The following is a 22,125-nucleotide window of genomic DNA, read 5'->3' as shown; positions in this document are numbered from 1 at the left end:
CGCCATGTACGAATCCATGATGAAGGTGATTACCGGGTACGGTCTGATCAGCGGTTTTGCGATTGTCGGCATCACGATGTGGGTGTCGTACTGGATCAGCGACACGTTCACCAGGGGCCGCCTGCACGGCTCGGCCATTGCGATCCTGCTCGGCCTGGTGCTGTCGTACATAGGCGGTGCAATGACCGGTGGACAGAAGGGCGTGGTGGACATCCCGCTGTTATCGGGGATCGGGTTGCTGGGTGGAGCGATGCTGCGGGACTTCGCCATTGTCGCCACGGCGTTCGGCGTGAGTGTCGAGGAACTCAAGCGCGCCGGTTTCGTCGGCGTCCTTGCGCTGTTCGTCGGGGTGGCCACCTCATTCATCGCCGGCGTCGGCGTGGCGATGGCTTTCGGGTACACCGATGCGATAAGCCTGACCACCATCGGTGCCGGCGCGGTGACCTACATCGTCGGCCCCGTTACCGGCGCCGCCATTGGTGCCAGTTCCGAAGTGATGGCCTTGTCCATCGCCGCAGGCCTGATCAAGGCGATCCTGGTCATGGTGGCGACGCCTTTCGTGGCGCCCCTGATCGGTCTGAACAATCCCCGCAGCGCGGTGATCTTCGGCGGCCTGATGGGCACTTCCAGTGGCGTGGCCGGCGGCCTGGCCGCCACGGATCCGAAGCTGGTGCCCTATGGCTGCCTGACGGCGGCGTTCTATACGGCCCTTGGATGCCTGCTGGGGCCTTCGTTGCTGTTTCTGGTCATGCGGGGATTGATGGGGTAGGGCTTTGGATTTTCGCTGAGCGGGCAGCCCTTGTTGCGAGCAAGCTCGTTCCCACATTGGATCGGCGTTCACATATTCCTTGTGGGAACGAGCTTGCTCGCGATGGGGGACGGCGCGATTTCAGGCCTGGCGATTGGCATACATCCGGCACTCGGCCAATAGCGCCAACAGGTTCGGATCGCGCTCCTTGGCCTTGAGGAACACCAGGCCGATATGTTGCTGCAACCGGTACTTTTCCTGCAAAGGGATCAGCTTCACCCGGTTTTCGTATACCGCTGCGATCCGCCCCGGCAGCAAGGCGTAGCCCACGCCCGAACTGACCATGCTCAACAGGGTGAAGATATCGTTGACCTGCATCGCCACCTTCGGCTCGAAGCCCGCCTGCCTGAACACCCGCACCCCGTCCTGATGAGTGGCGAAACCCTGGGTCAAGGTGATGAACGTCTCGTCGCGCACCTCGGCCAGATCGACTTCGCTGCGTTGGGCAAAGGGAGAATCCGCTGGCGTAGCAAGAAAGATGTCGTCGCAAAACAGCTCGATATGTTCGCAGTCGGGGTCGTTCACGCTGTCGTCCAAGGAGATCAGGATCGCGTCCACCTCCATGTTCTTGAGCTTGTACAACAGGTCGATGTTCGAGCCCAGGATCAGGTCGATATTGAGTTCACTGCGACGGATCTTCAGGCCCATGATCAACTGCGGGACGGTCTTGACCGTCAACGAATACAGCGAACCAAGCTTGAAGCGCTCGGCGGAGAACCCGGCGGCCTCGCGGGTCAGGCGCACGCTGTCGACCACATCCTGGATCAGTTTCTGTGCCCGCTCCTCCAGTACATAGGCACTCTCCAGCGGCGTGAGGTTGCGCCCCTCATGCTTGAACAGCGGACAACGCAGGGCGCTTTCCAGGGAATGAATGGCCCGGTGCACACTGACATTGCTGGTCTGCAGCTCGGCCGCCGCCCGGGCCAGGTTGCCGGTGCGCATGAAGGCCAGGAACACCTCGAGTTTCTTCAGGGTCAATTCTTCGTCGATCAGCATGGGGCGGACTCTTATTCGTATCGCCTGATTGTGCCCCAATTGGCTTCTTTTTAGAGGGAGTCTGTGTGGCGCGGGGATTTATCCCCTCGCCACAGGGGTTCCAACCGGTCCAGACAGCTCGGGCCCAGGGGGAAGCAGCAAACCATTGCACTTTGCAGCGCCAGGCCTGAGCCTTGGCGTCTGTTTTGGAATGTGAGGGGGGATTGGATGTATCACGGGGAACGACTCAACGCCTGGACGCACCTGGTGGGGGCGGTGGCAGCGTTCATCGGTGCGGTGTGGTTGCTGGTGATCGCCGGAATGGCCGGCGATCCCTGGAAGATCGTCAGCGTGGCGATCTATGGCTTTACCTTGCTGGTGCTGTACAGCGCCTCGACCGTCTACCACAGCGTGCGCGGGCGCAAGAAAGCGATCATGCAGAAGGTCGATCATTTTTCGATCTACCTGCTGATCGCTGGCAGTTACACACCCTTTTGCCTGGTGACCCTGCGCGGGCCATGGGGCTGGACCTTGTTCGGGATTGTCTGGGGGCTGGCGCTGATCGGGATCCTGCAGGAGATCAAGCCGCGCTCCGAGGCACGGATCCTGTCCATCGTGATCTATGCCGTGATGGGCTGGATCGTGCTGGTGGCGGTCAAGCCGTTGTTGGCGGCCCTGGGCGGTGCCGGATTCGCCTGGCTGGCCTCGGGTGGAGTGTTGTACACCGTGGGCATTATCTTTTTCGCCCTCGACAGCCGGCTGCGGCATGCCCATGGCATCTGGCACCTGTTCGTGATTGCCGGAAGCCTGCTGCATTTCGTGGCGATCCTGTTCTACGTGCTCTAGGTCCTGTACGAAGTGTCTTGAGACGAGCCCGAGGGGCAAGGCTTTTCGCACAGGGCCTAGGACAAACGATCCAGCTGCTCCTGCGCCCGAGTGGCGAAAATCTCCAGCAGCGCGCCCAGGGCATGTGCCGGCGCCTCGTTGGCCCGGGTCACGGCATACAGCGAAATGGGCAGCGCTGGCGACAGCGGCCGGATGGCCGTGCGACTGGCCGAAGCGCCCAGGGCCGTGAACGGATCGATCACCGCCAAGCCGGTGCCGGCCTCCACCATGGCCCGGGCCAGGGAATAGGTCTGCACGGCGATGCTGACACGTGGTGGCGGCTGGACGGCTTCGAGGTAGTTGTCCAACCGGGCTGACAACGGGTCGGCGCTGGACAGGCCGATCAGCGGCGCGCCTGCCAGCTCCTGCAGCGGCATTGGCCTGCCCAGCGCCGCCTCGGCCCAATGTCCTTTCGGTGCCAGGGCCACCAGCACGCCGCTGGCCAGGACCTGGGCCTTGAGTCCGGGATGATCGGGCGGTTGCAGGGTCAGGGCGACATCGATTTCGCGCATCAGCAGGTTCTGCACCAGTTCGCGGCTGTGGGCGCTGGACAATTCACAGGCGATGTCCGGGTAGCGGCCGGTCCACTGGTGGATCGCGGTGGGCAACAACGACAGGGCCAGGGCCGGCGTCGCACCGATGCGCAAGCGCTGGCCGGGCGCGCGACGCAGGCTCTGGGCCAGCCGACGGACGCCCTGCAGGCTCTCGCTGACCTTGTCGACTTCACGTTCCAGTTCCAGCGCTTCGGGCGTGGGCTGCAGTTTGCCGCGCACTCGCAGGAACAGGGCAAACCCCAGTTGCTGCTCGGCGTGCTGCAAGACCTTGGTCACCGCCGGCTGGGATACGTGCAGCAATTGCGCGGCGCCGCTGATGGTGCCGGCCTGGCGGATGGCCTGGAAAATCTCGATGTGGCGAAGGCGCATGGCGAGCCCATAACCTTTGTCTATAGGTGGTCCATCTTTATTCATTGTCCCGACCCTGTCACCTGCTCCTACTCTCGGGCCATTGGAAACCGGGGCGAGATAGATATGGTTCAGCGGGTTTGTATCATCGGGGGCGGAGTGATCGGGTTGGCGACAGCCTACGCACTGGTGCGCGATGGCATCGACGTGACGCTGGTGGAGGCGCGGGAGACGCTGGGTCGTGAAACCAGTTTCGCCAATGGCGGCCAGTTGTCCTACCGCTACGTCGCGCCCCTGGCGGATGCCGGCGTGCCCTGGCAGGCGCTGGGCTGGATGCTGCGCGGTGATTCGCCGCTCAGGCTGCGACCGCGCCTGGACCCGGCGCAGTGGCGCTGGATGGCCTCGTTCCTGGCCGCCTGCCGGACGTCGATCAACCGTCGCAACGGTGGCCACCTGTTGCGCCTGGCGCTGTTGAGCCAGGCCACGTTGCAGGGCTGGCGCGAGGAGGATCACCTCGACGGTTTCCACTGGCGACGCAACGGCAAGCTGGTGACATTTCGCAATGGCGGACATTTCCAGCGCGCTCGCCAACGGATAACGCAGACGGCCTGTCAGCAGGTGCTGGACGCTGCCGAATGCGCGCGCCTGGAGCCGGCACTGAGCGGCGTGCCCTACGTGGGCGGCATCTACACACCGGATGAGGAAGTCGCTGACTGCCATGCCTTCTGCCTGAGACTGGCGGAGCGTTTGCGCTCATCGGGGCGCTGCGAGTTCCTGCTGGGCCGACCGGTGACCGGCATTCGCCATGCCGGCGACCGGGTGCAGGCCCTCGAGCGGGGTGGGCAATGGCTGCCGGTGGACAACCTGGTGATCGCCGCCGGCCACCGCAGTGGGGCGCTGGGGTTGCCGGGAGTGCCGATGCCCCTTTATCCGCTCAAGGGCTATAGCCTGACCGTGCCGATCGGCGCGCAGCATCGGGCGCCAGAATTGAGCATCACCGATTACGACCGCAAGGTGGTCTACGCTCGCATCGGTGAGCGATTGCGGGTGGCGGCCATGGTGGACATCGTCGGCTTCGACCCGGCGCCGGATCCCCGGCGCCTGGCCCTGATCAGGCGCCAGGCCCGGGAAACCTTCCCCCGGGCCGGCGACTACGAGCACGCCATCGAGTGGGCCGGCATGCGCCCGGCCACGCCCAGTGGCGTGCCGCTGATCGGGGCCACCCGCTACCGCAACCTGTGGCTCAACCTCGGCCATGGCGCGCTGGGTTTCACCCTGGCGTGCGGCAGTGCTCGCCTGCTCAGCGAACTGATTCGCCAGCGCACACCGTCCATCGATTTGCAGGGCCTCACGCCCCGCGCCGCCTGACCCACCCGCAACGGAGAATAACAATGCGAAAAATCACGTTGATCGGCTGCACCCTGAGCCTGCTGTTGGGCGTCCAGGCCCAGGCCACGCAAGCGCCTTCGGGCACCCTGGAAAAGATCGCCAGCAGCCAAGGCATCACCCTGGGCTATCGCGATGCATCGGTGCCGTTTTCCTACATAGGCGACAGCAGCGGTAAACCCATGGGGTATTCGGTGGAACTGGCGAACAGGATCGTCGAGCGCATCAAGACACAGCTGGGGTTGTCGCGACTGGACGTGAAGTACAACCTGGTCACGTCCCAGACCCGTATCCCGCTGGTGCAGAACGGCACTGTGGATCTGGAATGCGGCTCCACCGGGGTCACCGCCGAGCGGCAGAAGCAGGTGGCCTTCTCCTACGGCTTCATCTACGTCAAGGGCCAGTTGCTGACGGCCAGGGACAGTGGCATCCAGCGTTTCGCCGACCTGCGCGGCAAGAACGTGGTCACCACCGCCGGCACCACCAACGAACGTTTCCTGAAAAACTACAACCAGGATAACAAGGCCGAGATGTTCGTCATCAGCGCCAAGGACCATGGCGAAGCGTTCCAGATGCTGGAGACGGGCCGGGCGGCGGCGTTCTACATGGACGATGCGCTGCTGTACGGTGAACGGGCCAAGGCCCGCGATCCGCACAAGTGGGTGGTGGTGGGAGAAGAGCAATCGCGGGAAATCTACAGCTGCATGGTGCGCAAGGACGATCCGCAATTCCTGGCCCTGGTCAACGCGACCCTGGGGGACTTGTACAAGTCAGGCGAGATCAACGCCATCTACGACCGCTGGTTCCAGCAACCGATTCCGCCCAAGGGCCTGAACCTGGAATTCCCGATGACCAATGAGTTGAAGGCGATTATTGCCAGGCCGACCAGTGATCCGGTGCAGTAGGTCGTCCGGATCCCCACGGCTCCACTGTGACTGATCGTTCCCACGCTGGCGCCCGGGAACGCCGCCAGGGAGGCCCCGCGTTCCGCTTCTGGAACGTGGCCCAGAGCCTTGCGGGATGCATTCCCACGTAGAGCGTGGGCGATCGACAGAGGTCTGTCAGAAGTCCCCCCACAACTGCTGTGCCACCGCAAGGGCCACCACCGGCGCGGTTTCGGTGCGCAGCACGCGGGGGCCGAGGCGGGCGGCGTGGTAGCCGGCGGTCTTGGCTTGTTCGACTTCGGCATCCGACAGGCCGCCCTCGGGGCCGATCAGGAATGCCAGTGCCTGCGGTCTGGCGTGGCTGACCAGCGGCTCGGCTACCGGGTGCAGGACCAGCTTCAGTTCGGCCGCGGTCTGCTTCAGCCAATCGGCCAGCAGCAGCGGTGGATGGATCACCGGCACGGTGGAGCGCCCGCACTGCTCGCAAGCGCTGATCGCCACCTGGCGCCAGTGCAGCAGGCGCTTGTCGGCGCGTTCGTCCTTGAGGCGCACTTCGCAGCGCTCGCTGAAAATCGGCGTGATCTCGCTGACCCCCAGTTCCGTGGCTTTCTGAATGGCCCAATCCATGCGCTCGCCCCGGGACAAGCCCTGGCCAAGGTGAATATGCAACGGTGACTCCACCTGGCCGGCGAATTGTTCGTCCAATTGCACCCGCACGCGTTTCTTGCCGACTTCCACCAGGGTGCCGCGAAATTCCTGACCGGAGCCGTCGAACACCTGCAGCGCATCGCCTTCGGCCATGCGCAGCACCCTGCCGATGTAGTGGGCCTGGGCTTCGGGCAGTTCGTGGTCACCGAGGCTCAAGGGGGAGTCGATGAAGAAGCGGGACAGTCTCATTTCGAATCTCTGCAAAAGTTAACGGTGCCATGGGGGCGGCACCTGTGGCGAGGGGATTCATCCCCTCGCCACCACGGTGTTCTCGCCAATGGAATCGAGGGCTCAGCCCGGGTCACGGAACCCAGGGTGGAAGTCCTTGGGCACCGCCACGCTGACCGTGTCCCGGGTGGCGATGTCGATGCCTTCGCTGGCGACCTGCGCCAGGAAATCGATCTGCTCCGGGGTGATGACATACGGCGGCAGGAAATACACCACGCTGCCCAGCGGACGCAGCAACGCACCGCGCTCCAGGGCATGCTGGAACACTGTCAGGCCGCGCCGCTCCTGCCATGGGTAGGCGGTCTTGCTGGCCTTGTCCTTGACCATCTCGATGGCCAGCACCATGCCGGTCTGGCGTACTTCGGCCACGTTCGGGTGGTCGGCCAGGTGCGCGGTGGCACTCGCCATGCGCTGGGCCAGCACCTTGTTGTTTTCGATGACGTTGTCTTCTTCGAAGATGTCCAGCGTCGCCAGGGCAGCCGCGCAGGCCAGGGGGTTGCCCGTGTAGCTGTGGGAATGCAGGAAGGCGCGCAGGGTCGGGTAGTCGTCGTAGAAGGCGCCGTAGACGTCGTCGGTGGTAAGACACGCCGCCAATGGCAGGTAGCCGCCGGTCAGGGCCTTGGACAGGCAGAGGAAGTCCGGGGTGATACCGGCCTGTTCACAGGCGAACATCGTCCCGGTACGGCCGAAGCCGACGGCGATCTCGTCGTGGATCAAGTGGACGCCATAACGATCGCACGCTTCGCGCAGCAGCTTCAGGTACACCGGGTGATACATGCGCATGCCGCCGGCGCCCTGAATCAGCGGCTCGACAATCACCGCGGCCACGCTGTCGTGGTGCTCGGCGAGGGTCTGTTCCATGGCGGCGAACATTGCCCGTGAATGTGCTTCCCAGCTCATGCCCTCGGGCCTGTGATAGCAGTCGGGGCTCGGCACCTTGAGGGTGTCCAGCAGCAATGCCTTGTAGGTTTCGGTGAACAGCGGCACATCGCCCACCGACATCGCCGCGATGGTTTCGCCGTGGTAGCTGTTGCTCAGGGTCACGAAGCGCTTCTTGCCGGGCTGGCCACGATTGACCCAGTAGTGAAAGCTCATCTTCATCGCCACTTCGATGCAGGACGAGCCGTTATCGGCGTAGAAGCACCGCGTCAGGCCTTCAGGTGTCATGCCCACCAGGCGTTCGGACAGCTCGATCACCGGCTGATGGCTGAAACCGGCGAGAATCACATGCTCCAGCTGATCGACCTGATCCTTGATCCGCTGATTGATCCGTGGATTGGCATGGCCGAATACATTGACCCACCAGGAGCTGACGGCGTCGAGGTATCGCTTGCCTTCGAAGTCTTCCAGCCACACGCCCTCACCACGCTTGATGGGGATCAGCGGCAGTCGTTCGTGGTCTTTCATCTGGGTGCAGGGATGCCACAGCACCGCGAGATCGCGTTGCATCCACTGGTTATTCAGGCCCATGTACAGTCTCCTCGAGGCGGCTCGCGGCGGGCGCGGGCAAAACAATCGGGCAAGCCTATGCAATGGCGGCCCTGCGGACAACCCATTGTGTCGTTGCCGCTACTTTGTGCGAGGCGATAGACGCCGCTGGCGGCGCTTTGATGGCTGACGTATTCTTCGCCGTTCTCTGAGCCGGCTGGCTCGTAAACAGAAGTTTTCCCTGGTTTTTATTCCGGAGTTTGCAGAATGTCTGCTGGTTGGCTGCGCGCGTGTGCGTTGATGATGCTGGTGATGGTGGGGCTGGGCAGCGTTTCGGCGTCGGCCAAGGATAAACAACCGACGGCCATCGTCATCGGCGGCGGCCTGGCGGGGTTGACCGCAGCTTATGAACTGCAGAACAAAGGCTGGGGCGTGACGCTGCTGGAGGCCCGGCCGAGCCTGGGCGGTCGTTCGGGCATGGCCACCAGCGAGTGGATCGGCAACGACAAGACCCAACCGGTGCTGAACAACTACGTGTCGACCTTCAAGCTGGGCACCACGCCGGCACCCGAATTCGTGCGCACTCCCAGCTACCTGATCGACGGCACTTATTTCACCGCTGCGGACCTTGCGACCAAGCAGCCGGCCACCGCCGAAGCCCTCAAGCGCTACGAGAGCACCCTGGACGACCTGGCGCGCTCCATCGAAGATCCACAAAACCCGACGGCCACCAGTACGTTGCATTCCCTGGACCAGATCACCGTGTCCAACTGGCTCGACCGACTGCAGTTGCCGGCCACCGCGCGGCAGTTGGTGAACCAGCAGATCCGTACTCGCTATGACGAACCGTCGCGCCTGTCCCTGCTGTATTTCGCCCAGCAGACCCGGGTCTATCGCGGTGTCTCCGACCGTGACCTGCGCGCATCGCGCCTGTTGGGCGGTAGCCCGGTACTGGCCCAGGCCTTCGTCAAGCAGCTGAAAACCATCAAGACCAACTCGCCCGTATCGGCGATTTCCCAGGACAAGGATGGCGTGACCGTCAAGGTCGGCAGCGTCGGCTACCAGGCTGACTATGTGGTGCTGGCGGTGCCGCTGCGGGCCCTGAACAAGATCCAGCTGACCCCGGCCCTGGACGCCCAGCACCTGGCTGCGATCAAGGGCACCAACTACGGCTGGCGCGACCAGATCATGCTCAAGTTCAAGACTCCGGTCTGGGACAGCAAGGCACGTATGTCGGGCGAGATCTACAGCAACACCGGCCTGGGCATGATGTGGATCGAGCCGGCCCTCAAGGGCGGCGCCAACGTGGTGATCAACCTGTCCGGTGACAATGCCCGGGTGATGCAGGCCTTTGGTGACAAACAGATGGTCGACCAGGTGCTGATCCGCCTGCATGCGTTCTACCCGCAGGCCCGCGGGGCGTTCACCGGCTACGAGATCCGCCGCTACAGCACCGACCCTTCTACAGGCGGCTCGTACTTGGCCTATGGCCCGGGACAGATCAGCAAGTTCTGGCGCTTGTGGGAAAAGCCATTGCAACGCGTAGCCTTTGCCGGCGAACACACCGATGCCCTGTATCCGGGCACCCTGGAAGGCGCGTTGCGCAGCGGCCAGCGGGCGGCCAGCCAGGTGCAGGACCTTGCGGCGGGCAAGTCGTTTGAACCGGCCAAGGTCGCACCGGCTGCGACGGCGGCAGCAGCGGCAGGTGCGGTGGCAGCGAAGAAAGGCAACTTCTTCACCAACCTGTTCGGTGGCTCGGATGACGAGAAGAAACCAGAGCCCGTCAAGGCGCCTGAGCCGGTAGCGCCGCCAGTACCGACGCCCGCGCCAACTCCGGCACCTGCGCCGGTAGAAGCGCCGAAGGTCGCGACCCCGGTAAAAGCCGAGCCGACCAAAAAGGCCGCAGCCAAAGCCACGCCGAAGAAGCCGGCAGCCAAGGCTCCGGCGAAAAAAGTCCCAGCCAAGGCGCCGGTGAAAAAGGCTGAAGCGGTGAAAAAGCCGGCGGTCAAGCCGGCGACGACCACTGAGCCCCAGGCTCAGTAACGCCCAGACAAAAAAAGCGCGACCCGAGGGTCGCGCTTTTTTTTGCCCATTCATGTAGCCCTTCGGTGTGTATGTACCGTGCCTTGGAATCGCACAATTCATAACCCCGGTCCTACACGCTATGCGATATATCAGCTGCTTCCCACAAGAGAGTCGGAAGGGAGCGATAGATTGCGCCAAGTGTTGCGCTCTAATCTGTGCAACCAAAAAGGTTGGAGTATTTATGAGATTATTAATTGCGGTTATAGCGGTGAGCGTACTTTCTGGTTGTGTGTATGGTGAATGTAGAGATCCTCTTATGATTCCGATGATTCCAAAAAAAGATCCTCATTTGGCTTATAAATGTCAAATGGATCCATACAAGCCAGAGTGCTCGGTCAACTAGTAGTGTAAAAACCTATTAGAACGGTCCTAATGAGAATTTCCATGTATGAATCGGTACATCTTCGAATAGGACCGTGACTCGCCTTGGCTTGGATAGGCGCCCGGGTGCAAAGCCAAAGCGAGCCCAGCATATCTTTCCCGTTCGCCTGTCATGGATGACCAGGTTGCCGTCATCCTGAATGCCCAGACAGGTGTTATACCAAAGCGATTTGTCTCTGCTATGAGTACTTTCCGCGATCCATAAGCGTCTTCTGGATGGATCATAGAGAAAGCCACTGTTGCTGATTACGAACTGTAGAGGCTCACGCATTCTTTTGAGGTGCAGAGTTACGCTATAACGCTGGTTGCCATCTGCGGTCCAGACTACAGCCTCGCCATCCTTGAGGACTAAGTTTCCATCAGTTTGCAATACCAGTCGAAATCGTCCGTTAGGTGATTGAAGGTATTGTCCCGCTGACATGGTTTGATTGGGAGGCAGTATGGGAGAACCGTCCCCTCTAAATGGAGTATAAGGAACTGCCATGTGATTCACCTTGTTAAATGAATGTCGAGCTCTCATTTAATCAAAGATAGAAAATTGAAAGGGAGTACATATATATTACAGGGCCAATAACCGGGATGGTGGTTACGGCTCAGTGCGGTTCCTTACGGGAAGCTTGCAAGCGATGCGGTCCGTTTCACAGCCTGATGGTTGCTGGCCCCTCTCGACATCGTGCACCGTATTTGGCGTTAATCTTTCCTTAACCCACCTTACCCAGACTCATGATCGTATTTCTCGATATTTCAAAGCAAAAATTTCCGCTTTAAATCGATAGATAACTCGTTAGTCTTGGTGACAGTTCTTACAGGATATGAGCAATGCAGCTACGCAACTCTTCTTCTCGCTATGGCTGGGTCAGCATCGTCATGCACTGGGGTGTAGCGCTGGTGGTGTACGGATTGTTCGCCCTGGGGCTGTGGATGGTTGGACTGGACTACTACAGCAGCTGGCGTAAAGACGCACCGGACCTGCACAAGAGCATTGGGCTGGTGCTGCTGGCGGTGATGCTGCTGCGGGTGGTCTGGCGTTTTGTCAGCCCACCGCCACCGACCCTGGACACCTATGGGCGCATGACCCGTATTGGTGCAAAGCTCGGTCATAGTGCCCTGTATCTCGGGTTGTTTGCCGTGATGTTTGCCGGTTACCTGATTTCCACCGCAGACGGTGTCGGGATTCCGGTGTTTGGTTTGTTTGAAGTTCCCGCGCTGGTGTCCGGACTGCCCGATCAGGCAGACGTCGCCGGCCAGATCCACCTGTACCTGGCATGGGCGCTGGTAATTTTTTCCGGCCTCCATGCGTTGGCAGCATTGAAGCACCACTTTATCGACCGTGACGCGACCCTCAAGCGCATGCTGGGACGCCAAGCCTGATGTTCAACCTCGACTCCAAAGGAATAGAAAGCATGTTGAAAAAGACGCTCGCCGCCCTGGCAATCGGTTCCGCTCTGCTGACCGCCGGTCAGGCCATGGCTGCCGACTACGTGGTCGACAAGGAAGGCCAGCACGCCTTCGTCGACTTCAAGATCAGCCACCTGGGCTATAGCTACATCACCGGTACCTTCAAGGATATCGACGGCAATTTCAGCTTCGACGCCGCCAAGCCTGAAGACAGCAAGATCGAATTCAACGTCCGCACCGCCAGCGTGTTCACCAATCACGCCGAGCGTGACAAGCATATCGCCAGTGGCGATTTCCTGAATGTGAGCAAGTTCGGCGATGCCAAGTTCGTCTCCACCAGCGTCAAGCCCACCGGCAAGAACGCCGATGGCAAGCAAACCGCTGACGTTGCCGGCGACCTGACCCTGCTGGGCGTGACCAAGCCGATCGTGGTCAAGGCCACGTTCCTGGGTGAAGGCAAGGATCCTTGGGGCGGCTACCGTGCCGGCTTCGAAGGCACCACCAGCATCAAGCGTTCCGACTTCGGCAAGCAGAAGGACCTGGGTCCATCTTCCGATGTGGTCGAGCTGTACGTGACGTTCGAAGGTGTCAAGGCGAAGTAAGATTCGCATGCGATAAAAAAGCCCCTGATCTCGCGATCAGGGGCTTTTTTTCGGCCTGGGAAAACTCAGCGATTGCGGGTCAGCAATGCAGGTTTTTCGCCCCGTGGGCGGCTTGGCAACTGGTCCAGCTGTTCAGGCGTCGGGAAGCGATCGAGCTTCGATTCCTTGTGCATGATTTTCGGCTGGTTGCTGCGAGGGTTCTGCACGGCAGGTTCCTGGCGGGCCTGGTCATCGCGGGCCGGGCGGCGCGGGCGGGAGTCTTCGCGACGGGCCTGACCATCACGGGAACCGCCGCTACGTGGGCCGCTGCGCTTGCCCGACGGGTTGCCGCTGGAAGGGCCGCTGCCATTGCGCGGACCGTTCTGGCGGCCCTGGGACTGGCCGCGTGGGGCGCCTGCGCCAGCGCCTTGGGCCGGTGCGCCCGGACGGCGACCGCGACCCTGGGCCGGTTTCTGCTGAGGCACGTAGTCGACGCGGTTGCCGAAGTTATCGATTTCGTCGTCCAGAAACTCGTCCGGGGCACGATCGGCAGCGGCGCGAGGAACCTGGCGCTGCGGCTCACGGGCCGGGGTGCCTTCGCGAGGCTTCTGCTCGCGGGCCGGACGTTCGCCACGACCATTGCTGGCCGGTTTTTCCTTGCCCTTGTCCTTGCCTTTATCCTTGCGACCGCCACCGCCGCCATTTGGGCCGTCGCCCCGTGGGCCGCGTGGATTGCGTGGGTTGCGTACGTCAGGACGCTCGCGCACTTCAGGCTTCTCGGCCTCGATGGTGCTGGCATCGAAGCCCATCAGATCACCGTCAGGGATCTTCTGCTTGGTCATGCGCTCGATGCTCTTGAGCAGCTTCTCTTCGTCCGGGGCGACCAGCGAAATCGCTTCGCCCGAACGACCGGCCCGGCCGGTACGACCGATACGGTGCACATAGTCTTCATCGACGTTCGGCAGCTCGAAGTTGACCACGTGGGGCAACTGGTCGATGTCCAGGCCGCGGGCGGCGATGTCGGTGGCAACGAGGATGCGTACTTCGCCGGCCTTGAAGTCGGCCAGGGCCTTGGTGCGGGCGTTCTGGCTCTTGTTGCCGTGGATCGCCACGGCGGGCAGGCCGTGCTTGTCCAGGTACTCGGCCAGGCGGTTGGCGCCGTGCTTGGTGCGGGTGAACACCAGGACCTGTTCCCACGCCCCCGTGGTGATCAGGTGTGCCAGCAGCGCACGCTTGTGGCTGGCGGGCAGGCGGAACACCCGTTGCTCGATACGCTCGACCGTAGTGTTCGGCGGCGTGACTTCGATGCGCTCCGGGTTGTGCAGCAGTTTGCCGGCCAGGTCGGTGATGTCCTTGGAGAACGTCGCCGAAAACAGCAGGTTCTGGCGCTTGGCGGGCAGGCGGGCCAGGACTTTCTTCACGTCATGGACAAAGCCCATGTCGAGCATGCGGTCGGCTTCGTCCAGTACCAGGATCTCGACGTGGGACAGGTCGACGCTGCCCTGGCCAGCCAGGTCCAGGAGGCGGCCGGGGCAGGCCACCAGTACGTCGACGCCACGGGCCATGGCCTGGACCTGAGGGTTCATGCCGACGCCGCCGAAAATGCAGGCGCTGACGAATTTCAGGTCGCGAGCGTAGATCTTGAAGCTCTCGTGCACCTGGGCGGCCAGTTCGCGGGTTGGGGTCAGGACCAGTACACGCGGTTGGCGCGGACCGTGACGCTGGGATTTGTCTGGGTGACCGTTGGGAAATAGCCGCTCCAGGATCGGAAGGGCGAAACCGCCAGTCTTACCAGTACCTGTCTGTGCTGCGACCATCAGGTCGCGACCTTGCAACACGGCGGGGATGGCCCGCTGTTGCACCGGGGTAGGCTGGGTGTAGCCGGCGGCCTCGATGGCGCGGACTAAAGCCTCGGAGAGACCGAGGGAAGCAAAGGACATGAGCAATCCTGTATTAGTGAGGGCCTGGCCCAAGGGATGTCTTGCCTGGCGCGAATGACGTTCAACAAGAAGACGTCATCCCGTCCGGTCCTGCCGGGTCTGGAAGACAGCTCCGGACAAGGCTCGCGCGGGCTGGAAGCTGCGCTGTAGCGGTGTCGGGATGCCTTTCGCAAGACCGGGCGTCCGGGCGTGAGCCTGGCGGGAAGGGGCGAGTATAACAGAGCAATCGCCGTGCGTTGCTTTCCTGCTGCTCAACGGCTGATTTCAGCGTCGCACCGGTTGTGGCGGTGCGGCCTGGGGCGCAAGGGCGGTGTCATAACGGGCGCTCAGTTCGGCGTAGCCCGGTTCGCGCTTGAAGCGCTTGAGCTCGGCACTGAAGCGTTGCACCAGTAAATCCATCCCGGCCTTGCGGCGCACCGCCAGGTATTGGCTCTGGCGGCTCACCACAGTCGGGTTTTCGCTGATCTGGTCACCCAGTTGCATCTGCTTGAGCAGGTGGCGGCCCACTCGACGGTCAGTAATGAGCAGGTCGATCCGGCCCAGCTGCAACTTGCCGAAATTGGCTTCGTGGGTGGGCGCCGTTTCACGCCTGAACTGGGTCGACTCCCGGAAGGCCTGGCTGTAGAGATAGCCGGGAGAGGTGCCGACAGTGAGGCCGTTCAGGTCATCGAGCGTGCGAAACGGATGGGGCCGGGCGTTGGCATGGAATATCACGAATTCGACTTCCGACAACGGTTCACTGGGGTATAGCAGAAGGGCATCGCGTTCGTCGCTGCGAAAGATGTCCAGCGCACCATCGGCCAGCCCCTGCTCCAGCATCGCCAGGCAGCGTTTCCAGGGAAGGAGCTGCCATTCGACATCGATCCCCAGCCGCTTGAATACGATGGCGGTGGTTTCGTAGTCCAGGCCCATGAGCTTGCCACCTTCCTCATAGACATAAGGCGCCCAGGGCTCGGTGACAATGCGCAACTTCTCGGCCCGGACAGCCAGGCTCAGGCAGGAGAGAAAGAGGACGGTCAGCAGCTGGGCAATGACGGGCATGGCCTGAGGTTACGACGAGTGCCTATCAAATAGCTAGAGCGCTCTGGCACGAGGGTTGGGCTTTCGTTCAGGACAGGTCGTGGGCGTTGGAAGTCATCGGATGAAAAAGGCCCTGGTGTTCACCAGGGCCTGTCACAGCGCCACTTCGTCGTATCAACGCGGCAGCTTGAGGTTGTTCCAGATGGCGAGGCTGGGCTCGGCCTGGTTCAGGGTGTAGAAGTGCAGCCCCGGCGCCCCGCCTTGCAGCAGACGCTCGCACATTTGCGTGATGACTTCCTCGCCGAAGCTTTGGATGCTCGAAGAGTCGTCGCCGTAGGCTTCCAGCTGCTTGCGAATCCAGCGTGGGATTTCCGCACCGCATGCGTCGGAGAAGCGCGCCAGCTTGCTGTAGTTGGTGATAGGCATGATTCCCGGTACGACAGGAATATCCACGCCCAGTCTGCGCACGCGCTCGACGAAGTAGAAGTAGCTGTCGGCGTTGAAGAAATACTGGGTGATCGCACTGTTGGCGCCGGCGTTGGCCTTGCGCACGAAGTTGAGCAGATCGTCTTCGAAATTGCGTGCCTGTGGATGCATCTCCGGATAGGCGGCCACTTCGATGTGGAAGTGATCGCCGGTTTCTTCGCGGATGAAGCTCACCAGGTCGTTGGCATGGCGCAGTTCGCCGCTGGCCATGCCCATGCCCGAGGGCAGGTCACCGCGCAGGGCGACGATACGCTCGATGCCGGCAGCCTTGTACTGGGTCAACAGGCTGCGCAGGTCATCCTTGCTGTCACCAACGCAGGACAGGTGGGGGGCGGCGGGGATTTTGACTTCGCTTTCGAGCTGCAACACGGTGTTCAGGGTGCGGTCGCGGGTCGAGCCGCCGGCGCCATAGGTGCAGGAGAAGAAGTCTGGGTTGTAGCTGGCCAGCTGGCGCGCAGTGGCGATCAGTTTTTCATGCCCAGCATCGGTCTTCGTCGGGAAGAACTCGAAGCTGTAGCGACGTTCTTGGGACATGGTCGGGCTCCCAGCGACAAGCTGCAAGCGACAAGCTGCAAGAGGGCGGGGCGCCGTATTCTTGTGCTTTAGACTTGCAGCTCATGGCTGCGTAATAGCGATGAAGAAGTAAGCTCCAAGCCCCCAGTCGCAAGTAAACACACCGCTCTTACTTGCCGTTTGGGACTTGAAGCTTGCAGCTGCTGTCAGTACCTGTAAGCGTGCGGCTTGAACGGGCCTTCGACGGTGACGCCGATGTAGTCAGCCTGTTGCTTGGTCAGCTTGGTGACCACGCCGCCGAAACCGCGGACCATTTCCAGGGCCACTTCTTCGTCGAGTTTCTTGGGCAGCACTTCCACGGTCAGGCGTTCGGCTTTCTGGGCCGGCGGCAGGTCGGCGTACTTCTGGCCGAACAGGAAGATCTGGGCCAGGACCTGGTTGGCGAACGAGCCGTCCATGATGCGGCTTGGGTGGCCGGTGGCGTTGCCCAGGTTGACCAGGCGGCCTTCGGCCAGCAGGATCAGGTAGTCGTCGTTCTGCGGATCGAAGCTACCGGCGCCGGTGCGATGAACCTTGTGCACCTGTGGCTTCACTTCTTCCCATGCCCAGTTCTTGCGCATGAAGGCGGTGTCGATTTCATTGTCGAAGTGGCCGATGTTGCAGACCACGGCGCGCTTCTTCAGGGCCTTGAGCATGTTGGCGTCGCAGACGTTGACGTTGCCGGTGGTGGTCACGATCAGGTCGATCTTGCCCAGCAGTGCCTTGTCGATGCTGGCCTCGGTGCCATCGTTGTTGCCGTCGATGAATGGCGAGACCACTTCGAAACCGTCCATGCAGGCTTGCATGGCGCAGATCGGGTCCACTTCGGACACCTTGACGATCATGCCTTCCTGGCGCAGGGACTGGGCCGAACCCTTGCCCACGTCACCGTAGCCGATCACCAGGGCCTGCTTGCCCGACAGCAAGTGGTCGGTGCCGCGCTTGATGGCGTCGTTCAGGCTGTGACGGCAGCCGTACTTGTTGTCGTTCTTGCTCTTGGTCACCGAGTCGTTGACGTTGATGGCCGGGATCTTCAGCTCGCCCTTGGCCAGCATGTCCAGCAGGCGGTGCACGCCGGTGGTGGTTTCCTCGGTCACGCCATGGACCTTGTCCAGTACGGCTGGGTATTTCTTGTGCAGCAGCTCGGTCAGGTCGCCGCCGTCGTCGAGAACCATGTTGGTGTCCCATGGCTGGCCATCCTTGAGGATGGTCTGCTCCAGGCACCATTCATATTCCTGCTCGGTCTCGCCTTTCCAGGCGAACACCGGGATACCGGCTGCGGCGATGGCGGCAGCGGCCTGGTCCTGGGTCGAGAAGATGTTGCAGGACGACCAGCGCACTTCGGCACCCAGGGCTACCAGGGTTTCGATCAGCACGGCGGTCTGGATGGTCATGTGGATGCAGCCCAGGATCTTCGCGCCCTTGAGCGGCTGTTCGCCGGCATACTTGCGACGCAGGCCCATCAGGGCTGGCATTTCGGATTCGGCGATGATGATTTCGCGACGACCCCAGGCGGCCAGGGACATATCGGCGACTTTGTAATCGGTAAAAGCTGCAGGCGTGATGACAGCGCTCATGAAGAGCCTCCATTCGTAATGTATGCGAATGGGCGCCGTTGTGCGTTTTAGTGTCTGCGCGGGGTGCCCCGTACAAACAACGCCCCATCCGAGCCTGACAGGTCGAGCCTGCTGCAGCGCCCCTCGGACAGGTGGCGGGAACGGCCCAGTGGGTGGGCCGGATAAAACGGGGCGATTATAACGGGCTAATCGGATCTTCCAAAGGGTTTCTGTCGGCAAATCGAAATTGCCGATGAGCGTCATTGAACCAGCGGCATAGAGCGCTGCCCGGCCAATCTGCCATGATGCGGGCATCCATCGGCCAGACACTCAAGGAGTGATCATGAATTTCCACACCCGCAAATGGGTCAAGCCCGAAGACCTCAATCCCAATGGCACGCTGTTCGGCGGCAGCCTGTTGCGCTGGATCGACGAAGAAGCGGCGATCTATGCCATCGTCCAGCTCGGCAACCAGCGTGTGGTGACCAAATACATCTCCGAGATCAATTTCGTCAGCGCCTCTCGCCAGGGCGACATCATCGAGCTGGGCATTACCGCCACCGAGTTCGGCCGCACCTCCATCACCCTGACCTGCGAAGTGCGCAACAAGATCACCCGCAAGAGCATCCTGACCGTCGAGAAGATGGTCTTCGTCAATCTCGGCGAAGATGGCTTGCCGGCGCCCCATGGCCGGACCGAGATCAAGTACGTCAAGGATCAGTTCAAGGATGCCGTTGTCGAGTGAGAGGGTGGCGGTTTCAAGTTCCGGGAACTTCAGTGCACCACTGAACAGCTCCGGACGCCGCGTGTCGTAGCTACATCACGCCACCGGTTCAGGAGCTGTATGGACACCCACGAAGAAGGCAAGACCCCTGACCTGTCGGCTCAGGAGCAACACGATGTGGACCGCAACCAGCCCCCGCGGGCGGCGGTGCTGCACGAAATCATCCGTACCCAGGGCAACCAGGAATTGGAGCGCAGTATTGCCGCGCTCTGGTGGTCGGCCCTGGCGGCGGGGTTGACCATGGGCCTGTCGTTGATGGCGATGGGGTTGCTCAACTCCCGGCTGCCGGACCACGAAGGTTTCAAGGTGATCGCCAGTCTCGGCTACTGCGCCGGTTTTCTCGCGGTCATTCTTGCGCGCCAGCAGCTTTTCACGGAAAACACCCTGACTGCCGTGCTGCCGATCATGAGCAAGCCCACCCTGGGCAATTTCGGCCGTTTGTTGCGGCTGTGGGGAGTGGTGCTGGTGGGCAACCTGTGCGGCACCCTGCTGGTGGCCTACGTGATGTTGCACCTGCCGATCTTCGACCGCCGCACCGACCTGGCTTTCCTGGAAATCGGCCGCAAGGTCATGGAAAACGACACGGGCCAGATGTTCGCCAAGGGCATCATTTCCGGGTGGATGATCGCCACCATGGTCTGGATGATCCCCTCCATGGAGAGCGCCAAGATGTGGATCATCATCCTCATCACCTACCTCATGGCGCTCGGGGACTTCACCCACATCGTCGTCGGCTCGGCCGAAGTGTCCTACCTGGTCTTCGCCGGCCAGTTGTCATGGGAGGACTTCTGGCTGGTGTTCGCCGCGCCGACCCTGGCGGGGAACATCATCGGCGGCAGTTGCATCTTCGCGCTGATCAGCCACGCACAGGTGCGCAGCGAGAGCGGCACGCCTAGTCGGCCGCGCCCAGCGGGACCTCCTGGCGACGCTGGCGATAAATGAAATACACCGCGGTCAGCACGGTCAATCCGCCGACCAGGGCGCCGGTCCACGGCAGGTCGGCCAGGTTGACCCCGCTGGCCACCACCAGGCCGCCGATCCACGCACCGGTGGCATTGCCGAGGTTGAACGCGCTCTGGTTCAGGGTCGAGCCGAGGTTCGGCGCTTCGTGGGCCTGATCGATGATCAGCAACTGCAGGATCGGGCACAGGGCGAAGGCGAAGATTCCCCACAGCACCAGCGTGATCGCCGCTGGAATCACCGATTGACTGGTCTGGCTGAATGCCGCCAGTACCAGCACCACGGCCAGGGCCATGCCCACCAGTGACGGCAGCAGGCGTCGGTCGGCCAGGCGCCCGCCAAGAAAACTGCCGGCGGTCAGGCCGACGCCGAACAACAGCAACATGATCGTGATGCCGTGGGGGCTGACGCCGGTGATGTCCTGCAGGATGGGCGCGATGTAGGTGAAGACGCTGAAGAGACTGGTGGACGCCAGCACGCTCATGCCCAGGGCGAGCAACACATTGGCCTTGCCCAGGACCTTGAACTCACTGGCCAGGTCGGCTTTCTCCATGGGAATTTCCTTGGGCAACCAGGCCCATTGGGCAATGGCGGCGATCACTCCGATCACCGATACCGCCCAGAACGTCGAACGCCAGCCGGCGTATTGTCCCAACGCCGTGCCCAGCGGGACGCCGAGTACATTGGCCAGGGTCAGGCCGGTGAACATCATCGCAATGGCCTGGGCCCGCTTGTTCGGCGCCACCAACCCGGCCGCCACCACGGAGCCGATGCCGAAAAAGGCGCCGTGGCATAACGCAGTGATGACCCGCGCGGCCATCAGCGTCAGGTAGTTCGGGGCCAGCGCGCAGAGCACGTTGCCCAGGATGAACATCAGCGTCATGCCCAGCAGCGTGGCCTTGCGCGGCATGTTGGCGGTGCCCACCGCGAGCACGGGCGCGCCGAACACGACGCCCAGGGCATAGCCTGTAATCAGCAGTCCGGCCTGGGGAATGCTCACGGCCAGGTCGCGGGCGACATCGGGAAGCAGCCCCATGATGACGAATTCGGTGGTGCCGATGCCGAAAGCGGCAACGGCCAGGGCAAGCAAGGCGAGTGGCATGCGCAAGGTCTCTGTCTGTAGTCTTGACGCTGTGATCAGGCATACGCACGCCGATGCCTTTCAAGGAAGCGGGCAACAGCGAATTTTATTGGAATTGATTTATGCGCAACTGAGTGCGGCGTGGTCGCTTGCAGTATAAACGTCAGCCGGCGGATCGCGAAAAATTCATCAGCCTCAAGGGGTGCAGGCGTTGCCTGGGCAGCGCCCGCTGGAGCGGGGCAGGAAAAGGAGTATGCCGTGCTTGCAACGGCCTTGGTGCTGGTGGCTGCGCTGCTGCATGCGGCGTGGAATACATTGATCAAATTCAGTGGCGAACGTCTGCTGGTGGTGGCTTGCATGGACAGCGTGGCCTTGCTGTTCGCGGCGCTGGCCCTGGGTTTCGTGGCGCTGCCACCGATGGAAGTCTGGCCATGGATCCTGGCATCGGCGGCGTTCGAGCTGTTGTATCGCTATTTGCTGATCCAGGCTTACCGGGTCGGTGACCTCGGGTTGGTCTACCCCTTGATGCGCGGCCTGTCGCCCTTGGTGGTGCTGGCCCTGACGCTGATCTTTGCCGGCGAGGTACTGACGACCCAGCAGGTCCTCGGCATCCTGTTGATTCCGTTTGGCATGCTGTGCCTGTTATGGCAAGGCGGGGGCGGCGAACGATTGCCCTGGTCGATGTTGCCAGTGGTGGCGCTGATCGGGCTGTGCATCGGTTGCTACACCTACATCGACGGCCAGGCCCTGCGGCGCTGGTCCCACCCGTTGGATTACCTGGTCTGGATCACGTTGTTCTGTGCCTGGCCGTTTCCGTTGCTGGCCTGGGTGAGCAAGCGCCCAGCGTTCATGCTGTTCTGGCGCCAACAATGGCGGCTGGGCCTGGCAGTCGGATTCTGCGTATTGTTCAGCTACGCTCTGGTGCTATGGGCCATGCAACTGGGGTCGATCGCCGAAGCGGCGGCGCTGCGGGAGATCAGCGTGATCCTGGTGGTGCTGTTCGGCATGCGCTACCTGAAAGAACCTTTCGGCCGGCCACGGCTCTTAGCCTGCGGGCTGGTGCTGATCGGCATGCTGGTGATGAAATTCTGACCAGC

19 protein-coding genes and 1 riboswitch are annotated in these 22,125 nt (G+C 62.0%); of the genes, 10 read left to right on the top strand and 9 right to left on the bottom strand.

Annotated features, from left to right (window positions below; genetic code table 11):
• Positions 1-4: 4 nt before the first annotated feature.
• Positions 5-769 (top strand): malonate transporter subunit MadM, encoded by a 765-nt coding sequence (gene madM, locus BLP99_RS04815; RefSeq protein WP_092179940.1) that lies wholly within the window; start codon positions 5-7, stop codon positions 767-769.
• 120 nt (positions 770-889) lie between these two features.
• On the opposite strand, the gene BLP99_RS04810 is transcribed toward madM, so the two are convergent.
• Positions 890-1,804, bottom strand: coding sequence for a LysR family transcriptional regulator (locus BLP99_RS04810; protein ID WP_072430882.1), 915 nt, complete (start codon positions 1,802-1,804; stop codon positions 890-892).
• 207 nt (positions 1,805-2,011) lie between these two features.
• Between BLP99_RS04810 and trhA the strand changes: the two genes are divergently transcribed.
• Positions 2,012-2,629, top strand: coding sequence for a PAQR family membrane homeostasis protein TrhA (trhA, locus tag BLP99_RS04805; RefSeq protein WP_072390132.1), 618 nt, complete (start codon positions 2,012-2,014; stop codon positions 2,627-2,629).
• Between the two features lie 56 nt (positions 2,630-2,685).
• Here the strand turns inward: trhA and BLP99_RS04800 are convergent, their stop codons facing one another.
• A complete protein-coding gene (locus BLP99_RS04800; protein WP_072390129.1) occupies positions 2,686-3,591 on the bottom strand; it encodes a LysR substrate-binding domain-containing protein in 906 nt (301 codons plus the stop codon).
• A gap of 105 nt (positions 3,592-3,696) precedes the next feature.
• Between BLP99_RS04800 and BLP99_RS04795 the strand changes: the two genes are divergently transcribed.
• Together BLP99_RS04795 and BLP99_RS04790 are read left to right on the top strand one after the other, a co-directional pair.
• Positions 3,697-4,938: a D-amino acid dehydrogenase gene (locus tag BLP99_RS04795; RefSeq protein ID WP_072390126.1), complete on the top strand. Its 1,242-nt coding sequence runs from the start codon at positions 3,697-3,699 to the stop codon at positions 4,936-4,938.
• Between the two features lie 23 nt (positions 4,939-4,961).
• A complete protein-coding gene (locus BLP99_RS04790; RefSeq protein ID WP_072390123.1) occupies positions 4,962-5,861 on the top strand; it encodes a transporter substrate-binding domain-containing protein in 900 nt (299 codons plus the stop codon).
• Positions 5,862-6,017: 156 nt separating this feature from the next.
• On the opposite strand, the gene BLP99_RS04785 is transcribed toward BLP99_RS04790, so the two are convergent.
• Positions 6,018-6,737, bottom strand: coding sequence for a 16S rRNA (uracil(1498)-N(3))-methyltransferase (locus BLP99_RS04785; protein ID WP_072390120.1), 720 nt, complete (start codon positions 6,735-6,737; stop codon positions 6,018-6,020).
• Positions 6,738-6,839: 102 nt separating this feature from the next.
• On the bottom strand, positions 6,840-8,246 hold the full coding sequence (locus BLP99_RS04780; protein WP_072390117.1) for an adenosylmethionine--8-amino-7-oxononanoate transaminase: 1,407 nt from the start codon (positions 8,244-8,246) through the stop codon (positions 6,840-6,842).
• 225 nt (positions 8,247-8,471) lie between these two features.
• On the opposite strand from BLP99_RS04780, the gene BLP99_RS04775 reads away from it, so the two are divergent.
• From BLP99_RS04775 to BLP99_RS04760, 3 genes are all read left to right on the top strand, one after another.
• Positions 8,472-10,247, top strand: a complete 1,776-nt coding sequence (locus BLP99_RS04775; RefSeq protein ID WP_072430879.1) for a flavin monoamine oxidase family protein — start codon at positions 8,472-8,474, stop codon at positions 10,245-10,247.
• Between the two features lie 1,242 nt (positions 10,248-11,489).
• Positions 11,490-12,041, top strand: coding sequence for a cytochrome b (locus BLP99_RS04765; RefSeq protein ID WP_072390108.1), 552 nt, complete (start codon positions 11,490-11,492; stop codon positions 12,039-12,041).
• Between the two features lie 32 nt (positions 12,042-12,073).
• A complete protein-coding gene (locus BLP99_RS04760; protein ID WP_072458587.1) occupies positions 12,074-12,670 on the top strand; it encodes a YceI family protein in 597 nt (198 codons plus the stop codon).
• 65 nt (positions 12,671-12,735) lie between these two features.
• Here BLP99_RS04760 and BLP99_RS04755 read toward each other — a convergent pair whose 3' ends face one another.
• From BLP99_RS04755 to ahcY, 4 genes are all read right to left on the bottom strand, one after another.
• A complete protein-coding gene (locus BLP99_RS04755; RefSeq protein ID WP_072390102.1) occupies positions 12,736-14,589 on the bottom strand; it encodes an RNA helicase RhlE2 in 1,854 nt (617 codons plus the stop codon).
• Positions 14,590-14,853: 264 nt separating this feature from the next.
• Positions 14,854-15,630 carry a substrate-binding periplasmic protein gene (locus tag BLP99_RS04750; protein ID WP_072390099.1) on the bottom strand — a complete coding sequence of 259 codons (777 nt, stop codon included), beginning with the start codon at positions 15,628-15,630 and terminating at the stop codon, positions 14,854-14,856.
• Between the two features lie 153 nt (positions 15,631-15,783).
• The gene (gene metF / locus BLP99_RS04745) at positions 15,784-16,629 is read right to left on the bottom strand and encodes a methylenetetrahydrofolate reductase [NAD(P)H] (protein ID WP_072390096.1); all 846 of its coding nucleotides are present in this window, start codon (positions 16,627-16,629) and stop codon (positions 15,784-15,786) included.
• A 185-nt stretch (positions 16,630-16,814) separates the two neighbouring features.
• Complete coding sequence (ahcY, locus tag BLP99_RS04740; protein ID WP_072390093.1) at positions 16,815-18,224, bottom strand: adenosylhomocysteinase; 1,410 nt, start codon at positions 18,222-18,224, stop codon at positions 16,815-16,817.
• Positions 18,225-18,247: 23 nt separating this feature from the next.
• Positions 18,248-18,355, bottom strand: a riboswitch (S-adenosyl-L-homocysteine riboswitch).
• Positions 18,356-18,546: 191 nt separating this feature from the next.
• Between ahcY and BLP99_RS04735 the strand changes: the two genes are divergently transcribed.
• Positions 18,547-18,948 carry an acyl-CoA thioesterase gene (locus BLP99_RS04735; protein ID WP_003206420.1) on the top strand — a complete coding sequence of 134 codons (402 nt, stop codon included), beginning with the start codon at positions 18,547-18,549 and terminating at the stop codon, positions 18,946-18,948.
• Positions 18,949-19,047: 99 nt separating this feature from the next.
• Positions 19,048-19,929, top strand: coding sequence for a formate/nitrite transporter family protein (locus BLP99_RS04730; protein ID WP_072390090.1), 882 nt, complete (start codon positions 19,048-19,050; stop codon positions 19,927-19,929).
• On the opposite strand, the gene BLP99_RS04725 is transcribed toward BLP99_RS04730, so the two are convergent.
• Positions 19,880-21,049 (bottom strand): MFS transporter, encoded by a 1,170-nt coding sequence (locus tag BLP99_RS04725; RefSeq protein WP_072390087.1) that lies wholly within the window; start codon positions 21,047-21,049, stop codon positions 19,880-19,882. The genes BLP99_RS04730 and BLP99_RS04725 overlap by 50 nt on opposite strands.
• A gap of 237 nt (positions 21,050-21,286) precedes the next feature.
• On the opposite strand from BLP99_RS04725, the gene BLP99_RS04720 reads away from it, so the two are divergent.
• Positions 21,287-22,120, top strand: coding sequence for an EamA family transporter (locus tag BLP99_RS04720; protein WP_092179844.1), 834 nt, complete (start codon positions 21,287-21,289; stop codon positions 22,118-22,120).
• The last annotated feature ends 5 nt before the right edge of the window (positions 22,121-22,125 follow it).

The organism is Pseudomonas sp. NFACC32-1 (assembly GCF_900101215.1).
In the GTDB taxonomy this organism is placed as follows: domain Bacteria; phylum Pseudomonadota; class Gammaproteobacteria; order Pseudomonadales; family Pseudomonadaceae; genus Aquipseudomonas.
This window is presented reverse-complemented; position numbering and strand designations above follow the sequence as displayed.